Source organism: Streptomyces morookaense (assembly GCF_013030945.1).
Classification (GTDB): Bacteria; Actinomycetota; Actinomycetes; order Streptomycetales; family Streptomycetaceae; genus Streptomyces; species Streptomyces morookaensis.
The window spans coordinates 80,080-98,524 of record NZ_JABBXF010000029.1; the positions used below are offsets into that span (position 1 = coordinate 80,080).

Sequence of the window (18,445 nt, forward strand, 5' to 3'; positions counted from 1 at the left end):
CTGCCCCGCCCGCCGCGGGGACGGCCGATACTCCTGTCCTGTTTCAGGGCCGGTAGATGCACTCCGCCAGCGTGGTGTGCTTCTTCCAGCCCAGCGTCTCGTACAGCGTGCGCCCGGCGTCGGTCGCGCCGAGAACGCCGAGGACCGCGCCCGTCTCCAGGGCGTGGTCGGCAAGCGTACGCATCACGAAGTTGCCCAGCCCGCGCCGCCGATGAGCCTCCTCGGTCATCACCCGGTCCACGACCACGGCTTCCCCGAGGGATGCCATCTGCCCCTGGGCCGCCTGCTCGCCCACCGCGTCCAGCACCCGAGCGTAGGTGACGGCTCCAGTGGTCTCCACGGTCACGGTGTACCCCTCAGGCGCGACCGGGTCCGTGGCCATCAGGTCAACGGCCATCAGATGGCCGGTCTCCTCCCAGGCCACCACCCACCCCGGGGACAGCCAGGACTCGATCTCCTCCGGCTCCGCAGGCATCTTCATCCAGGTCCGCGGCACGGACACCGAGGCCGCGGCGCTGCGGACCAACGACTCCTCGGCCTCGGGCAGGACATGACGCCCCACTTCGTCGGCGTTGCCGGCCACTTCGATATAGAACCCCCACGGCTTCTCGACAGGCGGAGGCGTCCGCCGGGACACGGCCCAGCCCGCCACCCAGGTCCTGACTATGTCCGCAACCATCAAGCCCTCCCGAAGCTGCGGCCGCACCAACGGCCAGGTAATAGACAGCAGTCGGGATCACACATTACGTTGCCGTCAGCCTGCGGCATCTGTTTTGCCGGGCTGCAGCTCCTGAAGGCAGGAGTCAACCCCCGGGCCGTCGCCTACTACGAAGCCACCCTCGCCAACGCCGCGGCCCAGGACGGCGACCGCAAGACGGCCACCCACCATCTCGCCCTCTCCGAGACCGCCATCGGCCGCCAGGAGCAACGGCCGGCGAGTCCTGGGCAGCCCACTGCTCCCCCGGCCGATGGGCCCATGAATCCGGCATGATCTTCGCCCGCCTCGGCGATCTCGATACAGCCCGAAGAACACCTCCGCCTCGCCCTCGACATCCACGGCCTCGACCGCCGCCGAAGCCGCGCGATCGTCCTCGCCGACCTCGGCGGCGTCCGCCTTCGCCAAGGCGACCTCGACGGTGCCCTCGCCACCTGGAACGACTTCGTCGACTGCGCGGACGGCATCCGCTCCATCAAGGTCCACACAGCGGCCGACGACATGTGCACCCGGCTCAACCGGTTCAAGCACCTCGCCGGATCGGACGAACTCCGTCGGAAGGCGGCCCTGCTGGTGTCCTGACGCAACATAGAACCACGGCCGGCCCCCGGTCCGGCCGTCCGGCGTTCCACAGGAACGACAAAAGCGAGGAGTGGAACCACTCCTCGCCACTCTTAACTTATAGCGCACTGGGGGCCTTGCGGCAAGGCCCCCGTCATGGCGCAGAATCTCCGGCCGAGGCCAGAAACGCGCAGAGCGCTGGCCCGCGTTCAACCTGCTCATGGGGGATTTTGTGATCGACGTGATCGTGGTCGGCAGCGGACCGACCGGCCTGATGCTGGCGAGCGAGTTGCGGCTGCACGGCGTGCGGGTGGTCGTGCTGGAGAAGGAAGCGGAGCCGGCCGCGTACGTCCGTGCGCTCGGCCTGCATGTGCGCAGCATCGAAGTGATGGACCAGCGCGGGCTGCTGGAACGGTTCCTGGCCAACGGAAAGCAGTACCCGCTCGGCGGCTTCTTCGCCGGCATCCCCAAGCCCGCACCCCAGGGGCTGGACACCACCCACTCCTACGTGCTGGGCATACCGCAGCCCGTCACCGAACGGCTGCTGACCGAGCATGCCACCGAGCTCGGTACCGAGATCCGGCGCGGCTGTGCACTGGCCGGGCTGAGCCAGGACGAGCACGGGGTGACCGCCGAGCTGGAGGACGGGACGCGGCTGCGCTCGCGCTACCTCGTCGGCTGCGACGGCGGCCGCAGCACGGTGCGCAAGCTGCTCGGCGTCGGTTTCCCCGGCGAGCACAGCCGGAACGAGACGCTGCTGGGCGAGATGGAGGTGGGCGTCCCGCCGGAGACGGTGGCCGAGGTGGTGGCCAAGGTCCGCGAGACGCAGAAGCGGTTCGGCCTCGGGCCGTTCGGGGAAGGGATCTACCGCGTCGTCGTGCCCGCCGCAGGGCTGGCCGAGGACCGCACGGTCCCGCCGACCCTCGATGAGTTCAGGCAGCAGCTGCGGGCGGTCGCCGGCACCGACTTCGGCGTGCACTCGCCGCGCTGGCTGTCCCGGTTCGGCGACGCGACCCGGCTGGCCGAGCGCTACCGGGTCGGCAGGGTGTTGCTGGCCGGCGACGCCGCGCACATCCACCCGCCGACCGGCGGGCAGGGGCTCAACATGGGCGTCCAGGACGCGTTCAACCTCGGCTGGAAACTGGCAGCCGAGGTCAACGGCTGGGCCCCGGAAGGTCTGTTGGACACCTACCACGCCGAACGGCACCCGGTGGCCGCCGACGTGCTGGACAACACCCGCGCGCAGATGGAGCTGATGTCCACCGAGCCCGGTGCCCGGGCGGTGCGCCGACTGGTGTCGGAACTGATGGACTTCGAGGAGGTGAACCGGTACCTGACCGAGAAGATCACGGCACTTGGGGTCCGTTACGACTTCGGCGAGGGCCACGAGCTGCTCGGCCGGCGGATGACGGACATGAAGCTGGAGCAGGGGCGTCGTCTCTACGAACTGATGCACGGCGGCCGCGGGCTGCTGCTCGACCGGACGGGCCGGCTCTCGGTGGCGGGCTGGGCGGACCGCGTCGACCACGTCGCCGACGCCGCCGAGGAACTGGACGCACCGGCAGTGCTGCTGCGGCCGGACGGCCATGTGGCGTGGGCCGGTGAGGATCAGGAGGACCTGGTGGGACAGCTGTCCCGGTGGTTCGGCACGCCCAGCCACGACGAGCCCGCAGCCGGAGCACTGCGCTGAGCACAGCTCACGCCGCCGTCCCCCACCCACCGCGGCAGTAGCCGCCACGCACCACGCGGTAGCCGGGCACCTGCACAGCAGCCAGAAGCCCGCCCCAGGCAGCGGCGTTCGCCTCGATCGTCCGTGGGACCTCCCGGTACTCCGCCGCGCTGCGGGCCCCCGCCAAGCCCCGTGCGTAGTACCAGGCGTTCTGGCGCCACATCACGAACAATTCGTGTGCGCTGAGGCCGGCGACCGGGTTCCAGCGGTCGTCCGCCGTGGCGACCAGCGGGTCGTAGCGGCGGGCGACGTCCTGGACCGCGGGCCCGTACGCGCGGTCCAGGACCGACTGGAGCCTGTCGTGGTCGGGCTTGCGGCTCGTGCCGTCGGGCCGGGTGAGGCCCGACCCGGCCAGCGCGTACGGTTCGTCGCGCTGGATGTGGGCGTTGACGGCCAGCAGGACGTCCTGCCCGGCGTCGGTCTGCCCGTTGCGTGCCGCGGCGAACGCGATGCGCCACGCCTCCGGCACCGGGCGCCCGTCCTGGTCTGCGCGCAGGGCCCGCAAGTAGAGGCCGGCGAAGCGGGCGTTCAAGTCGCGGGCCACCCAGGCCGGATCCGCGAAGAACCCGGGCCGTTCCTGCACCGTCCGGCGCAGGGTGGACTGCACCCAGACGTACACCGCCGCGAACGGCGCCCGGTGGTCGCATCCGAACCGGTCGCGCAACGTGCCGAACGCGTGCTCCAGTTCCCCGGCGCAATCCGCGGCGGGGCGGCCTCGGCCCGCGAGCACATGGCTTCCGCCGAGCGCACCAAGCGCCGTCGCCGCCCACACCGGTAGGTACCCCCGTTTCCGCCCGCCTCCCCGCGCGCAGTATCGAGAGAGGGACACGGCAGCATCGGGCCGGAGGGGGAGATCATGACGGTGATCGTGGGGCTCGTGCACGACGGGCGGGTGCATCTGGGCGGCGACTCGGCCGGTGTCGCCGGTCTCAGTCTCACCGTCCGCCGGGATCCGAAGATCTTCCGCAACGGCCCCTACGCCATGGGGTTCACCACCAGCTTCCGCATGGGGCAGCTGCTGCATCACGCGTTCAAGGCGCCCAGGCCAAAGGGTGACCTGGACCGGTTCATGACCACCGTCTTCGTCGACAAACTGCGCGCCTGCCTCAAGGACGGCGGCTGGGCGCGCAAGGACTCCGAGCAGGAGAAGGCCGGGACGTTCCTCGTCGGTGTCCACGGCCGGCTGTTCGCCGTCTACGACGACTACCAGATAGGCGAACCCGCCGACGGATACGCGGCCGTGGGGTGCGGGGGCGAGTTCGCGCTCGGTGCCCTGCACGCCACCGCGGGCCTGGATCTCAAGCCCCGCGAGCGGCTGGAGATGGCGCTCGCGGCCGCCGGCCATCACAGCGCCGGGGTCTCCTCGCCGTTCACCTACGTCACCGCGCGCAAGGTACGCACCTGAGCCGCCGGGCACCCCGCTCCCTACCCCCTTCCCTCCGCCCCCTCCTACGATGAAGTCCTCTCGGGGGGAGGGTTGTTGACGTTGACAGACGGAACTGGGAGGGCCGGCCGACGGGTCGAGAACGCCGTCGCCTGGACCATCAAGAACCTCGACGCGGTCGTCGCCATGGGTGCGGCCCTGGTCATCGGGCTGATGGAGATCTTCGATCACCATCTCGGGCCGGGCGTCGGTTCCGGCGCGACCCTGCTGGTGCTCGGCGCGCTGGTCTACGGGAACCTCGCCGAGCGGCGGCACCGGATGGCCGACATCCGCGAGGCGACGCTCGGGGCCCAGCGGGCGATCGAGGATCTGGTGATGGTGAAGTCGCTGTCGGGCGACGATCTCGAACGGGCGCTGGACCGGGCCCGGCAGACCACCCAGGGCTGGGTGTTCAAGGGCGGGACGGGGACGTATCTGCGGGCGGTGACCCTGCCGGTCTGCGTGCAGCAGGCGCGGATCCATCGCCGCCCGCTGTCCATGAAGATCGACATCGTGAATCCGGCGGACGAGCGGGCCTGCGCGGCATACGCGCGGTTCCGGCAGACCTTCGCCCACCGGCTGGAGTTCCTGCCGCCCGACCCGTGGAGCGTCGACCGGGCCCGCAAGGAGTCCTTCGCCACGGTGCTCGCCGTCTGCTGGTACCGGCAGCGGCTGGACACCCTGGAGGCGGGCGTCTACCTGTCGTCGGGCGTTCCCACACTGCGGTTCGACCTGTCCGACTCGTGCCTCATCATCACCCAGGACGATCCGAGACGGGCCAATCTGCTGGTGGAACGCGACCGGCCGCTCTACGACTACTACGTCACCGAGCTCCATCAGAGCCGGGAGCAGGCGGCCACCGTCGATCTGCGCAACGCCGAACCGCTGAGCGAGGAACCCACCGTCGACGAGGCCCACCGGCTCTTCGAGAGCATCGGGCTGCCCCTGCCCACCGCCTTCTCCGACCGGGACGTGGGCGAGATCATCGACAAGGCGCTGCATGCGGAGAACCCGTACCGGAGGTGACCTGCGCAGCGGGAGGCGCCGTGGACGACCGATCAGTGGACCACCGGCTCTTCGAGGAGGCGGCGGCCGGCCGGTGCGGTACGGAGCCGCTGGTCCGGGCCGCCTGTGCCGCGCTCGGCGACATCGCCGCCGGGCGACGGGAGGTGCGCGCCGTCCGGCATCCCCTGGGCTTCCTCTGCTTTCCCGTGGAGCGCGGCGGCGACTGCGGCGTCTGCATCCACGCCTTCGGCGCCGAGGCCCACGAACCAGCGCCCCCGCTCACCACATCGCCGGTGCATGCCCACAGCTGGGACCTGACCAGTTGTGTGCTGTACGGCCAAGTGATCAATGTGTCAGTAGAGGTGACGGAGCATCAGCAGAGCCCGATGCATCGCGTCTTCGAGATCGTCAGCGATCCCGCGGGAGTCGACGAACTCCGGCCGACGTCCTGCCTGGTGACCCACGAGGCGGGCCCGGCACAGACCAGCGGCGCCGGAGACATCTACACCCTCCCCGCCGGGCAGTTCCACACCACTCTCGTGTCCGGCCCGGGCGCCGCGACCTTCCTGCTGGGCTGCTCCCGGCCGGGCGGCCGTGACCTCTCCCTCGGACCGCTGCATGGCACCGGGCACCGGGTGGTACGACAGCAGTGCGACGCCGAGCAGTCCGCCCGTATCGCGGGCTCCGTCCTCAGGAGGATCCATGCTCCTCACCGCCGATGACGCGCAGGACCTGCCGCTCCCCGCCTCCCGCTTCGCCGGCGAGCACCGGCTGGCGGTGAGTGCCGCGCGCGAGGCCGGCGCGCTGCTGCGCTCGCATCTGAGGGGCGAGGCCCCCCAGCAGTACGCGGTCAGGTCCAAGGGGTCCCTCGGGGATGTCGTCACCGATCTGGACACCCTGGCCGAGACCGCCATCGTGCAGCGCATCCGGGCATGCTTCCCGCACGACCGGATCCTCGCCGAGGAAGCCGGTGAGCTGGCCGGTGAGCCGGCGGGCGCCGCCGCCAACGGCCGTACGTGGCTGGTGGATCCGCTGGACGGCACCAACAACGTGGCCATCGGGCTGGCCGCCTGCGTCGTCGGCATCGCCCTGTGCGCGGGCGACGAGCCCGTCGTCGGCGTGGTGCACGACCCGGTCACCGGCAGGACCTGGTCCGCGCTGCGCGGCTGCGGTGCCCGGGGCCCGCACGGGCCGCTGCGGGCCGCCTCCCGCGCGTCCTCGCCGGCCGGTCCGCTGCTGGGCTGGACCCAGGGGTACGGGGTGGCCCGCGACGACCCCCGGGCACGGAGCCTCAGGACGGGCCTCGAACGCGGCTCCCGGCGGCTGCTGCAGTTGTGGGCCCCCTTGCTGACCTGGTCCATGCTGGCCCGCGGCGACATCGACGGGTTCGTCGGCTACCGCGCGGAGGCCATCGACCTGCCGGCCGGGGCGCTGCTGGCGACGGAGGCGGGGGCGGAGATCCGTGCCCTGGACGGGGGGCCGTTCCGTGCCGGGGTCACCGGCCCGGACACCGACCGCAGTTTCGTCGCAGGGCGGCCGGAGGAGATGCCGCGGCTGCTCGACCTGGTCAACCGCTGTCACATGAACTCCTGACGAACGCACTGCCGAACCGCGGGGAGCGGTTGCCGAGTTGCCATAAGTGATCCGGCCGCTGCCGGGACATGGGACGCGTGTGCCCTCTTGTGCCTGAGAGCTGCGTGGTGTGTGCTGGCGCGCGTTCCCGAACCCGGCACCGAGGTGGAACCATGACTGAACTCTCCCGTCGGCGGCTGCTCGCATCGACTCTGGGCGGTGGCGGTCTCGCGGCCGCGCTCTCCGTGCTCCCGCCCAACCTCAGACGCGCGATGGCGGATGCACCGAGACGGCTGGAGAAGCTGGACGACATCGAGCACGTCGTGATCCTGATGCAGGAGAACCGGTCGTTCGACCACTACTTCGGCACGATGCGCGGGGTCCGGGGGTTCGACGACCCGCACGCCGTGACCCTGCCCGACGGGCGTCCGGTCTTCTACCAGCCGGACCCGGCCAACCCCGAGGGCTATCTCCTGCCGTTCCATCTCGACACCCGGAACACCAGCTCGCAGGCCATCCCGTCGACGAGCCACGCGTGGACCGTGCAGCACAGCGCGATCAACGGCGGCGCCATGGACAACTGGGTCCCCGCGCACCGCAAGGCCGACGGCGAGCGGAACGGCCCGTACACCATGGGCTATTACCGGCGCGAGGACATCCCTTTCCACTTCGCGCTGGCCGAGTCCTTCACCCTCTGCGACGCCTACCACTGTTCGGTCCTGGGCCCGACCTGGCCGAACCGGCTCTACCACTGGACGGGCACCATCGATCCGGGCGGACGGTACGGCGGGCCCGTCATCAGCAACTCGATCCCGTCACCCTTCCGTTGGACGACCTACCCGGAGCGGCTGACCAAGGCCGGCGTGTCCTGGCACGTCTACCAGGAGGAGGACGACTACGGCTGCAACCCCCTGGAGTTCTTCCAGGCGTTCCAGGACGCCCGGCCCGGGGATCCGCTCTACGAGCACGGCCTGACCATCGGCCCGGCCGGTGCGTTCGAACGCGACGCGCGGGCCGGGCGGCTGCCCACCGTGTCCTGGATCATCCCCCCGTCCCCGCTGTGCGAGCACCCGGACTACCTCCCCGCGGTGGGTGCCGACTTTCTCGCCGGGCTGCTGGACGCCGTCGCCGCGAATCCGGACGTGTGGCGCAAGACCGTGTTCATCATCAACTACGACGAGAACGACGGGCTGTTCGACCACGTGGTGCCGCCGCTGCCGCCGCAGGGCACGCCGGACGAGTTCGTCGGCGGACAGCCGATCGGGGGCGGCATCCGGGTGCCGTGCATCATCGTCTCGCCGTGGACCCAGGGCGGTTTCGTGGCGAGCGAGCCCTTCGACCACACCTCCGTCCTGCGCTTCCTGGAGCGCCTCACCGGGGTGCGCGAGCCGAACATCAGCGACTGGAGACGCCGGACCTTCGGCGACCTGACCTCCGCGCTCGGCCTGCCCGGCTCCCGGTCCTTCCCGCCGCTGCCGCCGACCAGGGACCAGCTGTGGGAGGCGGAGCACAATGTCGCCACGCTGCCGCCGGTGACCGTCCCGGGCGAGGACCAGACCCCGCCGCACCAGGACGACCCCGGCGCACGCACGAACTCCCCGCACGCCCCGGCACCGCGCAGCAGGACGAAGAGCCTGATCGGCGCCGTCCCCTCGTACACCATGAGCCGCATCGTCGAGAACGCCACCACGCACAAGGACGACTTCCCGCACGGCACCGCGGGAAGCGACTTCCCCGGCACCCAGGACGCGGCGCCGAAGAGCGCCCCGCGCACGGGACCGCACGTCTATGCGGCCTGCATCGTCAGCAACACCATCTCGGTCGTCGACCCGGCGAACCGCAAACTCGTCGCCAGCATCCATGCCGGCACCAACCCCTTCGGCGCGGCCAGGACCCCCGACGGCCGCAAGGTCTACATCAGCAACTCCGGCGCGAGCAACGTCTCGGTCCTGGACACCGCGAAGGGCCGCATCGTCACCACGGTCCCCGTCGGTCTCTTCCCGCACGGGATGGCGGTCTCCCCGGACGGCGCGTATCTCTACGTCGCCGCCACCGGCCCGGCCACCGGGGCGGACGGGTCGCGTTCCCTCTCGGTGGTCGACACCGGCTCCGACAAACTCAGCGACACGTGGGAGACCGGCACCGCCCCGCGCTGCGTGGCCGCGGGTCCTGACGGGCGGACGCTGTATGTGACCTGTTCCGACGGGCTGTCCGTGATGGACGCCGAACAGGGCGAGGTCCGGCACACACTGACCGACCAGGCGCAGGCCAATGGTGTGGCGGTGCACCCCGACGGGCAGCGCGTGTACGTCGTCAACACCCTCGGGAACACGCTGTCGGTCGTCGACGCCCGCACCCACCGGACCGCCGAACGCATCCGCGTCGGCACGTCCCCCTGGCAGGTCGCCGTGAGCCCGGACGGCTCGCGGGTCTACGTGACGGGTGCCAACGACGACACGGTGACGGTGCTCGACGCCCGCACCCATCGGGTCGTCACCACGGTGCGCGTCGCCCACGTGCCGACGAGCATCACGGCCGTCGGCGACACGGTCTGGGTGTCGACGAACGCCTCCAGCACCGTCGACGCCGTCGACGCGCGGACCTTGAAGGTCGTCGGCAGCACGCCGCTGGGACTGGCCGCCTCCCCGAGCGGGCTGGTGGTCGCCTGACGGGACTGTTCAGCCACGACGCGCCCGCAGATGACGTACCCGGGGCTCCGCCCCGGACCCCTGGCCGGTGCATCGACTGCGGGCCGTCGGCGGCTGGTCGCGGATGACGCACTGCACTTTGTGGTGCGCCTCACCTCGTCACCGCCAGCGCCGCGACGGCCGCCAGCACCGACCCCGTCGCCAGTACCGCGCCGGTGCCCAGGAACCGTGTCAGCGGTACCGTCACCCCCTGCGCGCGGCAGCGCTCGAACCACAGCAGGGTGGCCAGTGACGCCCACGGGGTGATCACCGGGCCCGCGTTGGTGCCGATCAGCAGGGCCAGCAGCTGGTCGTGATTGGCCGCCGGGACGGCGGACTCGCCGGCCAGGTAGACGGGCAGGTTGTTCAGGACGTTCGACATGCCTCCGCCGACCGCCCCGGCCCGGAACTGGCCGAGCAGTCCGCCGTCGGAACCCACCGCCGCGGACAGCACGCGGTGCAGGCCGTGGACGTCGAGCGTCTCCACCACCAGGAACATCCCCGGGACGAGCACCAGCAACCGCCACGGCACCAGGGACGGGCGCAGCGCCGACCGCTGTCGCACCGCGTAGACCGCGACCACGACCGCCGCGGCCGAGGCGGACGCGGCCCACAGCGGGACGACGTCGAGCAGGAGCACCAGCAGGAACGCGGCGCACGCCGCCCCGCACACCCAGAACAGCACCCGGTCGGCGGGCCGGTACGGCTCCGGCGGCACGTAGGTCTGCGCCCCGCGTCTGCCGGACCGCCAGTAGAACAGCCACAGGCATCCCATGGTGACCGCGATCGCGGCGAGTTGGGGTGCCCACATCCGGGCGGCCAGGCCCAGGGGGCTGAGCGCGACCCGGTCGGCGGCCAGCAGGTTGGTCAGGTTGGACACGGGCAGCAGCAGGCTCGCCGTGTTCGCCAGCCACACGGTCGTCATGGCCAGCGGCACCGCCGCGATGCCCACCCGGGAGGCCAGTGCCAGCATGACCGGGGTCAGCAGCACCGCCGTCGTGTCCAGGTTGAGTGTGATCGTGGTCACCGATGCGAACGCCACGCACAGCACGAACAGCGCTGCGTAGCTGCCCCGGCCCGCGCGGGCCACGCCCGTCGCCACCACGTCGAACACACCGGCCCGCCCCGCCAGTTCGGCGAGGACGATGACGGTGCCGAGAAAGGCCAGCAAGGGTGCAATGCGCTCCATGGCGTCCCGTGCGGGAGCCGTCGGCAGCGCACCGGTGGCGAGGCACAGCAGACCGCAGAGCAGTATTCCCCCGGCCAGCCAGTCCAGCCGGTGGAGACGTTTCAGGGCAGCCAGAGCCCGAGCAACATACATGGTCAGAGCATCGCACGGGCGTCGCACGGGCCTCGCACGATCCGGTGACCCGCGTGACGACGGTCCGTACCATGGGTATATGACCCAGAGGCGTGAACGCGCGGTGCAGCAAGGGTTGTTGGACTTCTTCATCAGCTATTCGCCGGCCGACGAACGCTGGGCGACGTGGATCGCCTGGACACTGGAGGAGGCCGGCTACCGCACCGTCGTCCAGGCCTGGGACTTCGTGCCCGGAACCAATTTCGTCGACTTCATGGACCGTGGTGTGAGCCAGTCCGCGGCCGTGATCGCGGTGCTGTCCCACCACTACGAGAACTCCCGCTACGGCCGCATGGAGTGGCAGGCCGCCCTCCGTGCCGACCCGGACGCCCCCGACCGCAGGCTGATCACGGTGCGCGTCGAGGACATCCCCGTCGAGGGCCTGCTGGCCACCATCACCTATGTGGATCTTGTCGGCGTGCAGGAGGGTGCGGCCGCCCGTGACCTGCTGCTGACCCGGGTCGGCCAGGCGCTCGCCGGGCGGGCGCGCCCGGATCGGCATCCCGGGTTCCCCGGCGGTCCGGCCGGGCCGCCCGCCCCGGTCCCGGACCCGGACCCGCAGCCGTCGTCCGGCCCGCAGCCCGGCGGACCGGGCTGGCCGGGGCGGCGCCGTCCCGCCGCACCGCCCGGCTATCCCCTGGCGGCCGACAGCGGCCACGCCCGCCAGGCCGTGTCCGTCCTGCACCTGGCCGGGCCCGGGTTCGGCCGGGGTGCCGACCCCGCCGATCTGCAGGCCGCGGTCTGGGGCGATCTCGTCGAGCTCACCGACGCGGGGGCGCCGGCGCCCGACCTCCTCGTCGTCACCGGTGACCTGACCGCCTCCGGCGGCCCGCGCGAGTGCGACCAGGCGCTGACCTTCCTCACCGGGCTGCGCGCCCGTCTCGGCCTGGCGGCCGACCGGCTCGTGGTGGTGCCCGGTGAGCAGGACGTCAACCTGGCCGCCTGCCAGGCGTACTTCAGCACCTGCGAGGCCGACGAACTGCAGCCCAGACCGCCCTACTGGCCCAAGTGGCGCCACTACGCCCGCCTGTTCCAGGAGCTCTACCAGGGCCTGGACGCGGTCTTCGACGCCGACCAGCCCTGGAGCCTGTTCCCCGTGCCGGCCCTGCGCACCGTCGTCGCCGGCCTCAACTCCTCGATGGCGCACAGCCACCGGCCGGACGACAGGTATCCCTGGCTCGGCCCCGAGCAGGCGGCCTGGTTCGCGCAGGCCCTGCGCCGCTACGAACAGGACGGCTGGCTGCGGCTGGGGGCCGTGCGCCATCCGCCGGAAACCCACCGGTGGCTGGACGGCGGACGGGGCGCCGCCACGCCGCCCGGCGGCACCGGCGAACGGGGGCGCCGTCAGGGTGCCGCCGTGCTGCGCGACACCGATGTCCTCGCCCGCCTCGTCGCCCCGCGCCTCCACGTGCTGCTGCACGGCCCCCACGGCGCCCCGCGGGCCACGTCGGGCGCGCCCACCGCCGCCGCGCTGTCACTGGCATCGGGCGAACTGCCGGTCCTCGGCGCCTCCGCGCCGGGCCGGTACCAGCTGCTCCGCATCACCTCCGAGGGGCTCACCCGCTGGCCCGGCCGACCGCCCTGGCGGTGGGAGACGCCGTGGCGCGCAGCAGGGCACGTCTTCGGGCCGCCGCGTCCGTCGCCCCTCTCCGCCGCCGAGGAGCCTGAGCCGTCCGGGGGCCTCGGCTCCGCGCTGCCGTCCGGGAACGACGACACGGAAGCCGAGAGCCGTGACGTGCAGAGCCCGTTGGACTCCCTGGTGGCACGGGTCGCGGAGGTCTGCCGCGTGCGGTACGAGGGCGTCCACCTCCGGCGCGTCCCCGGCGACGCGCCCGGGCTGCTGGCCACCTGGACCGAGGCGGGCTTCGTCCGGCAGCAGCGCATCGCCGTCTGCGCCGGTGCCCTCGGCACCGAGGAGGCGCGGCAACTGGTCGACACGCTCCGTGCGTCCGGCACCGACACCGACGCGGTCCTCGTCCACGAGGGCCCGCCGCTGCCCTCGGAGGTGCGCGAACTGGCTCGTCGCCGCGGCGTCCTCGTCCGCAGTTTCACCGAGTTCCAGGGCCTGCTGGACCTCCGCGACCACGTGGCGGCGCAGACCGCGCGCCTCGGCGCCGACCCGCAGTACCCGCCCGGCCTCTATCTGCCCCAGCGCTACCGGGAGATCGAGCGGCCGGGAGCGGTGGAGCGGGACGCGGTCGTGGACGACCTGCTGCAGCTCCTGGAGGCCGAGCACGGTCGCTTCATCCTGCTGCTGGGCGAGTTCGGCCACGGCAAGACGTTCGCCCTGCGGGAGCTGGCCCGCCGGCTCCCGGCGGAACTCCCGCATCTGACCCCGCTGTTCATCGAGCTGAACACGCTGGACAAGGCGCATTCGCTCGACGGTCTCGTCGCCGCCCACCTGGCCACGCACGGTGTGGACAGCATCGACCTGCGCGCCTTCCGCTACATGCTCCGGCAGGGCCGGATCGTGCTGCTCTTCGACGGGTTCGACGAGCTGGTCCGTCACGTCAGCTACGACCGGGCCGCCGACCATCTGCAGGTGCTCCTCGACGCGGCCGTCGACAACGCCAAGATCGTGGTCACCAGCCGCACCCAGCACTTCAGGTCGCAGGCCCAGGTGCTGACCGCGCTCGGCGAGCGTGTCGGGCTGCTGCCGCAGCGCCGGCTGCTGGCGCTGCAGGAGTTCAGCCCGGCGCAGATCCGTGCCTACCTGGCCGCCCGGTACGGCGACGAGGCGGCCGCCGACCGGCGCGTGCGGCTGCTGGAGGCCGTTCCCGATCTGCTCACGATGTGCCGCAATCCGCGGCTGCTCAGCTTCGTCGCGGGTCTCGACCACGAGCGGCTGCGGACCGTGACCGGTGCCGGGCGCGCGCTGAGTCCCGCCGGGCTGTACGAGGAAGTGTTCACCACGTGGCTGGAGTTCGAGGAGCGGCGCGGCCGCGGCGGCCCGGGCGGCCCTCCCGGCCTCAGCCTTGAGCAGTTGTGGCGTGCCGTGACGACGCTGGCCCTGCGGATCTGGGAGAGCGGCGAGAGCGGCCTGCGCATGGACGAGCTGACCGATGTGGCCACCGCTCTCACCGAACTGGCCGACAGCAGGCTGTCGGTGCCGCAGGCGGCGCACGCGGTCGGCTCCGGAAGTCTCCTCGTGCGCAGTGACGAGGGGCAGTTCCGGTTCATCCACGGCTCGGTCGTCGAGTGGCTGGTGGCGCGCGAGGTGGCGGCCGGTCTGGACGGGCCGGACGAGGGTGCGCCGGCGCTGCTGGCCCGTCGCCCGCTGAGCCAGCTGGCGGTCGAGTTCCTGTGCGACATCGCCGACCACCGCACCGTCCGCGAGTGGGCCGAACGCACCCTGGTGGACTGGCCGGACGGCGGCGGGGAGGCGCAGGGCACCGCCCGGGCCAACGCGATCAAGGTTCTCAGCAGGCTGCGCGTCCCCGCCCATGCGGATCTGCGGGGCGCGCTGCTGGCCGGCGAGGACCTCTCGTACCGGGACTTCTCCGGCGTCGATCTCACCGGTGCCGATCTGACGGGGGCGAGCCTGGTCGGTGCGGGGCTGTCCCGCGCGGTGCTGCGGGGTGCCCGGCTCGCGGGCGCGCGGCTGGCCGACGCCGATCTGACCGGTGCGGATCTGCGCGACGCGGACCTGCGCGGCGCCCGGCTGATCCGTACCGCGCTCGACGGGGTGCGGGTGGCCGGGAGCCGCTGGTACCAGTCGGCGCTGATCAACGCCACGGCCGGGCAGGATGTGTTGGCCAGTCCCGAGCTGCGGTACGCCTCCATGTCGCCCGGGCTGCCCGCCGAACCCGGCCTGCGGCCCTCGGCGGTCGGCGTGCCGTACGGCTACGGCATGCGCACCGGCCGGCTGCCCGAGCCCGTCGCCTTCAGCCCCGGCGGCGAACTCCTCGCGCTGGGCAGCGACGACGGCAGCGTCCTGGTGTGCGACGCGGCCACCGGCACGGCGCTGCGCACGCTCCAGGGCCACACCGACCGGGTCTATGCGGTGAAGTTCCGGGGGCAGGTGCTGGCCACCGGCGGGGCGGACGGCGTCGTGCGGCTGTGGGACCCGGTCGCCGGGACCTGCCGTCATGAACTGGACGTGCACCGGGACGGGGTGTGGCCCGTCTCCCTGGACCGGTCCGGCACCCGCCTGGCGACCGGCGACGCGGAGGGCACCGTCACCCTGTGGGACACCGCCACGGGAGCCGTCGCCCACCGGCTCCCGGGCCACCGGGCGCCTGTCTACACCGCGGTGTTCGGCCCGGACGGCACCGTGCTCGTCACCGGGGACGCCGACGCGGCGGTACGGCTGTGGGACACCGCGACCGGCCATCTGCTGGGCGAGCTGAAGGGACACCGAGGGGCCGTCTACCGTGCCGCGTTCAGCCCGGACGGGACACTGCTGGCGACCGGCGACCGGGGCGCGGATCACAGCCGCGGCACGGTGCGCGTCTGGAACGTCGCGGACCGGCAGCTGCTGCACCGGCTCGCCGGGCACACCGGCCGCGTCTACACCCTCGCCTTCCACCCGGGCGGGCGGCTGCTGGCCAGCGGGGACACCGACGGGCAGGTGCGGCTGTGGGACCCGGTGGCCGGCACCGCCGTCGGCGATCCCGTCAAGAGCCGGGGCGGAGCGGTCTACCAGGTCGTCTTCGACCTGGCGGGCGCCCTCCTCGCCGCGGGCGACAGCGACGGCGAGGTGTGCCTCTGGCAGGTCGCACTCGACGCGGACACCTGGTCCGTCACCCCGCTGCGCCGGCAGCCCGACGAGCACCAGGGCTCCGTCTGGGCCTGCCACTTCCGCCCCGGGGACGGCACCCCGGACGCCGGCCCGCTGCTGGTGTCCGTGGGCAACGAGGGCGTGGTGCGCATGTGGGACGCCTCCACCGGACAGGGCCGGCGCATCCTGCGCGGCCACGGGCGGAAGGTGACGGGGCTGGCGTTCAGCGCCACGGGCCACCACCTGGCCGCCTGCGGCAACGACGGCGTGGTGCGGCTGTGGGACACCGCGACCGGGTGCCGGGTGCGGGAACTGTGCGGCCGCAACGACCGTCTGGTCTCGGCCGTCTTCCACCCCAGCGGCACGGTGCTCGCCACCACCAGCAGCGACGGCGACGTCTACCTGTGGGACGCCGCCACCGGCGAGTACGAGCGCGAACTCGACGCCGAGACCGACCACGTGTGGGCCGAGGCCTTCAGCGGCGACGGCGAGCTCCTCGCCACCGCCAACGACGACGACACCGTCCGGCTGTGGTACCGCAGCACGGGCACCCTGGTGACCAGCCTCACCCAGCATCGCGGCCGGGTACGGTCGATCGCGTTCCGCAAGGACGGCACGGGCCTGGCCACCGGCTGCGACGACCGGTACGTGCGCCTGTGGGACTTCGCCGCGGGCCGCCTCGTGGCCGAACTCGGCGGCCACGGCGACCGCGTGTACGCGGTGGTCCACGGCCCCGACGACGCGTGGCTGGCGAGCGCCTCCTGGGACGGCCAGGCCATCGTCTGGCGCGAGGGCGCCGTCGCCCACCGGCTGCGCGGCCACACCGGCCGGCTGTGGACCGCCGCGGCCCACCCGACCCGCCCGCTGCTGGCGACCGGGGGCGACGACCGTGTCGTGCGCCTGTGGAACCCCCTGACCGGCGAGGAAGCCGGCCGCCTCACCGGCCACACCGGCCGGATCCTCGCCCTCGCCTTCAGCCCCGACGGCTCCCTGCTCGCCAGCGGCGGCACGGACGGCACGGTCCGGCTGTGGACGGTGCCGGAGGACGGCACCCCGGCGGCACGGGCCACGCTGATCGGCGTCGAGGGCGGCTGGGCCGCCCTGACGCCGGCCGGCGGCTACAAGTACGACGGCGACATGGCGGGCGAGTTCTGGCACGTGGTGGGCATGTGCCGCTTCGAGCCGGGCGAACTCGACGACCATGTGCCGGGGGTGCGGCGGCTGGGCGTGGACGACGTGATCCCGTAGCGGCCGGGCGGTCCGCCGGGCGTGCCACCCGAACAGCCCACGTTCGGTGGCCCCGGCCGGGCCGGCGGGGCCACGGTGGAGCGAGGGCGTGTCCGATGGGTCGGTGCGGACGCAGCGCGCGTCCCCTCCCCCGCGACCCCCGTGACCGAAGGACGGCCATGACCGACACCGCCGCTGCCGCCCGCGCCCATGGTGTGCACTCGGAGGTCGGCCGGCTGCACAAGGTCCTGGTCTGCGCGCCGGGGCTGGCCCATCGCCGTCTGACGCCCACCAACGCGGAGGACCTGCTGTTCGACGACGTGATGTGGGTGGAGAACGCCCAGCGCGACCACGCGGACTTCGTCGGCGAGCTCACCCGGCGCGGGGTGGAGGTCGTCGAGCTGCACGACCTGCTGGCGCAGACCATGGCGATTCCCGAGGCCCGCTCGTGGCTGCTGGACCGGAAGATCACCGCGAACCAGGTGGGTGCCGGACTGACCGACGGCACCCGTGCCTACCTGGACTCCCTCCCGCCGCGCGCGCTCGCCGAGTTCCTCATCGGCGGACTCGCCACCTCCGATCTGCCCGAGGACTACCGCACCGGGCACATCGCCCTGGCCCGGGAGGCGGCGGGCGCCCGCGAGTACCTCATGCCGCCGCTGCCCAACACCCTCTACACCCGTGACACCACCTGCTGGCTCTACGGCGGTCTCACCCTCAATCCGCTGTACTGGCCCGCACGCCACGACGAGACCTTGCTGATGAAGGCGGTGTACGCCTTCCACCCCGGCTACGCGGGATCCACCGTCTGGTGGGGCGACCCCGAACAGGACTGGGGCCAGGCCACGTTCGAGGGCGGTGACATCATGCCCGTCGGGAACGGGGTCGTCCTGATGGGCATGAGCGAGCGCACCTCCCGCCAGGCCATCACCCAGGTCGCCGCCGCCCTGTTCCGGGCCGGCGCGGCCCGGCACGTCGTCGTCGCCGGCATGCCCAAACTCCGCTCGGCGATGCACCTGGACACCGTGTTCACCTTCGCCGACCGGGACATCGTCACCCTCTATCCCGCGATCACCGACAGCATCCACACCTTCTCGCTGCGCCCCTCCGACGACGCCACCGGCGTCGGGATCACCGACGAGGGCTCACGCCCCTTCACCGCCGTGGTCGCCGACGCGCTGGGCCTCGGCAAGCTGCACGTGATCGCCACCGGCGGCGACGTCTACGCGTCCGAGCGCCAGCAGTGGGACAGCGGGAACAACGCCGTCGCCCTGGAACCGGGCGTGGTCTTCACCTACGACCGCAACACCACCACCAACGCCCTGCTGCGCGCGGCCGGCGTCGAGGTCATCACCATCGTCGGCGCCGAACTGGGCCGCGGCCGCGGCGGCGGTCACTGCATGACCTGCCCCCTCATCCGCGAACCGGTCGCGTACTGACCGCCCG

General features: G+C 72.5%; 12 protein-coding genes and 1 pseudogene. 9 read left to right on the top strand and 4 right to left on the bottom strand.

What is annotated here, in order from left to right; translation table 11 throughout:
• Window positions 1–43: 43 nt before the first annotated feature.
• Both HG542_RS14095 and HG542_RS35780 read right to left on the bottom strand, forming a co-directional pair.
• Window positions 44–679, bottom strand: a complete 636-nt coding sequence (locus HG542_RS14095; RefSeq protein WP_171081243.1) for a GNAT family N-acetyltransferase — start codon at window positions 677–679, stop codon at window positions 44–46.
• A gap of 75 nt (window positions 680–754) precedes the next feature.
• Window positions 755–1,246, bottom strand: coding sequence for a hypothetical protein (locus HG542_RS35780; protein ID WP_171081245.1), 492 nt, complete (start codon window positions 1,244–1,246; stop codon window positions 755–757).
• 262 nt (window positions 1,247–1,508) lie between these two features.
• Here HG542_RS35780 and rox point away from each other — a divergent pair, with 262 nt between their 5' ends.
• Window positions 1,509–2,966, top strand: a complete 1,458-nt coding sequence (gene rox / locus HG542_RS14105) for a rifampin monooxygenase (protein WP_171081346.1) — start codon at window positions 1,509–1,511, stop codon at window positions 2,964–2,966.
• A gap of 7 nt (window positions 2,967–2,973) precedes the next feature.
• Here the strand turns inward: rox and HG542_RS14110 are convergent, their stop codons facing one another.
• Window positions 2,974–3,735, bottom strand: coding sequence for a DUF5995 family protein (locus tag HG542_RS14110; protein ID WP_171081246.1), 762 nt, complete (start codon window positions 3,733–3,735; stop codon window positions 2,974–2,976).
• A gap of 126 nt (window positions 3,736–3,861) precedes the next feature.
• Here HG542_RS14110 and HG542_RS14115 point away from each other — a divergent pair, with 126 nt between their 5' ends.
• The 6 genes and pseudogenes from HG542_RS14115 (at window position 3,862) to HG542_RS34990 (ending at window position 9,674) form a co-directional block, all read left to right on the top strand.
• Window positions 3,862–4,410: a hypothetical protein gene (locus HG542_RS14115; RefSeq protein ID WP_171081248.1), complete on the top strand. Its 549-nt coding sequence runs from the start codon at window positions 3,862–3,864 to the stop codon at window positions 4,408–4,410.
• Between the two features lie 81 nt (window positions 4,411–4,491).
• On the top strand, window positions 4,492–5,454 hold the full coding sequence (locus tag HG542_RS14120; RefSeq protein WP_171081250.1) for a hypothetical protein: 963 nt from the start codon (window positions 4,492–4,494) through the stop codon (window positions 5,452–5,454).
• 20 nt (window positions 5,455–5,474) lie between these two features.
• On the top strand, window positions 5,475–6,155 hold the full coding sequence (locus tag HG542_RS14125; protein WP_171081252.1) for a hypothetical protein: 681 nt from the start codon (window positions 5,475–5,477) through the stop codon (window positions 6,153–6,155).
• Entirely contained in the window at window positions 6,136–7,026 is an 891-nt protein-coding gene (locus HG542_RS14130) for an inositol monophosphatase family protein (protein ID WP_171081254.1), read from the top strand. Before HG542_RS14125 ends, HG542_RS14130 begins: the two co-directional genes overlap by 20 nt.
• A gap of 152 nt (window positions 7,027–7,178) precedes the next feature.
• Window positions 7,179–8,594, top strand: a pseudogene (locus tag HG542_RS34985) (alkaline phosphatase family protein); the annotation flags it as partial.
• 72 nt (window positions 8,595–8,666) lie between these two features.
• Window positions 8,667–9,674, top strand: a complete 1,008-nt coding sequence (locus HG542_RS34990) for a YVTN family beta-propeller repeat protein (protein WP_229922747.1) — start codon at window positions 8,667–8,669, stop codon at window positions 9,672–9,674.
• Window positions 9,675–9,804: 130 nt separating this feature from the next.
• Here HG542_RS34990 and HG542_RS14140 read toward each other — a convergent pair whose 3' ends face one another.
• Window positions 9,805–11,013 (bottom strand): SLC13 family permease, encoded by a 1,209-nt coding sequence (locus HG542_RS14140; protein WP_171081258.1) that lies wholly within the window; start codon window positions 11,011–11,013, stop codon window positions 9,805–9,807.
• 79 nt (window positions 11,014–11,092) lie between these two features.
• Here HG542_RS14140 and HG542_RS14145 point away from each other — a divergent pair, with 79 nt between their 5' ends.
• Together HG542_RS14145 and HG542_RS14150 are read left to right on the top strand one after the other, a co-directional pair.
• Window positions 11,093–17,020, top strand: a complete 5,928-nt coding sequence (locus HG542_RS14145) for a WD40 domain-containing protein (protein ID WP_171081260.1) — start codon at window positions 11,093–11,095, stop codon at window positions 17,018–17,020.
• A gap of 158 nt (window positions 17,021–17,178) precedes the next feature.
• Window positions 17,179–18,438, top strand: coding sequence for an arginine deiminase (locus HG542_RS14150; RefSeq protein ID WP_171081262.1), 1,260 nt, complete (start codon window positions 17,179–17,181; stop codon window positions 18,436–18,438).
• Window positions 18,439–18,445: the final 7 nt, after the last annotated feature.

Coding starts and splice junctions, on each gene's coding strand:
- HG542_RS14145 (WP_171081260.1), top strand. CDS start 11,093: ATGACCCAGAGGCGTGAACGCGCGGTGCAGCAAGGGTTGTTGGACTTC.
- HG542_RS34990 (WP_229922747.1), top strand. CDS start 8,667: ATGAGCCGCATCGTCGAGAACGCCACCACGCACAAGGACGACTTCCCG.
- HG542_RS14130 (WP_171081254.1), top strand. CDS start 6,136: ATGCTCCTCACCGCCGATGACGCGCAGGACCTGCCGCTCCCCGCCTCC.
- HG542_RS14150 (WP_171081262.1), top strand. CDS start 17,179: ATGACCGACACCGCCGCTGCCGCCCGCGCCCATGGTGTGCACTCGGAG.
- HG542_RS14095 (WP_171081243.1), bottom strand. CDS start 679: ATGGTTGCGGACATAGTCAGGACCTGGGTGGCGGGCTGGGCCGTGTCC.
- HG542_RS14115 (WP_171081248.1), top strand. CDS start 3,862: ATGACGGTGATCGTGGGGCTCGTGCACGACGGGCGGGTGCATCTGGGC.
- HG542_RS14140 (WP_171081258.1), bottom strand. CDS start 11,013: ATGTATGTTGCTCGGGCTCTGGCTGCCCTGAAACGTCTCCACCGGCTG.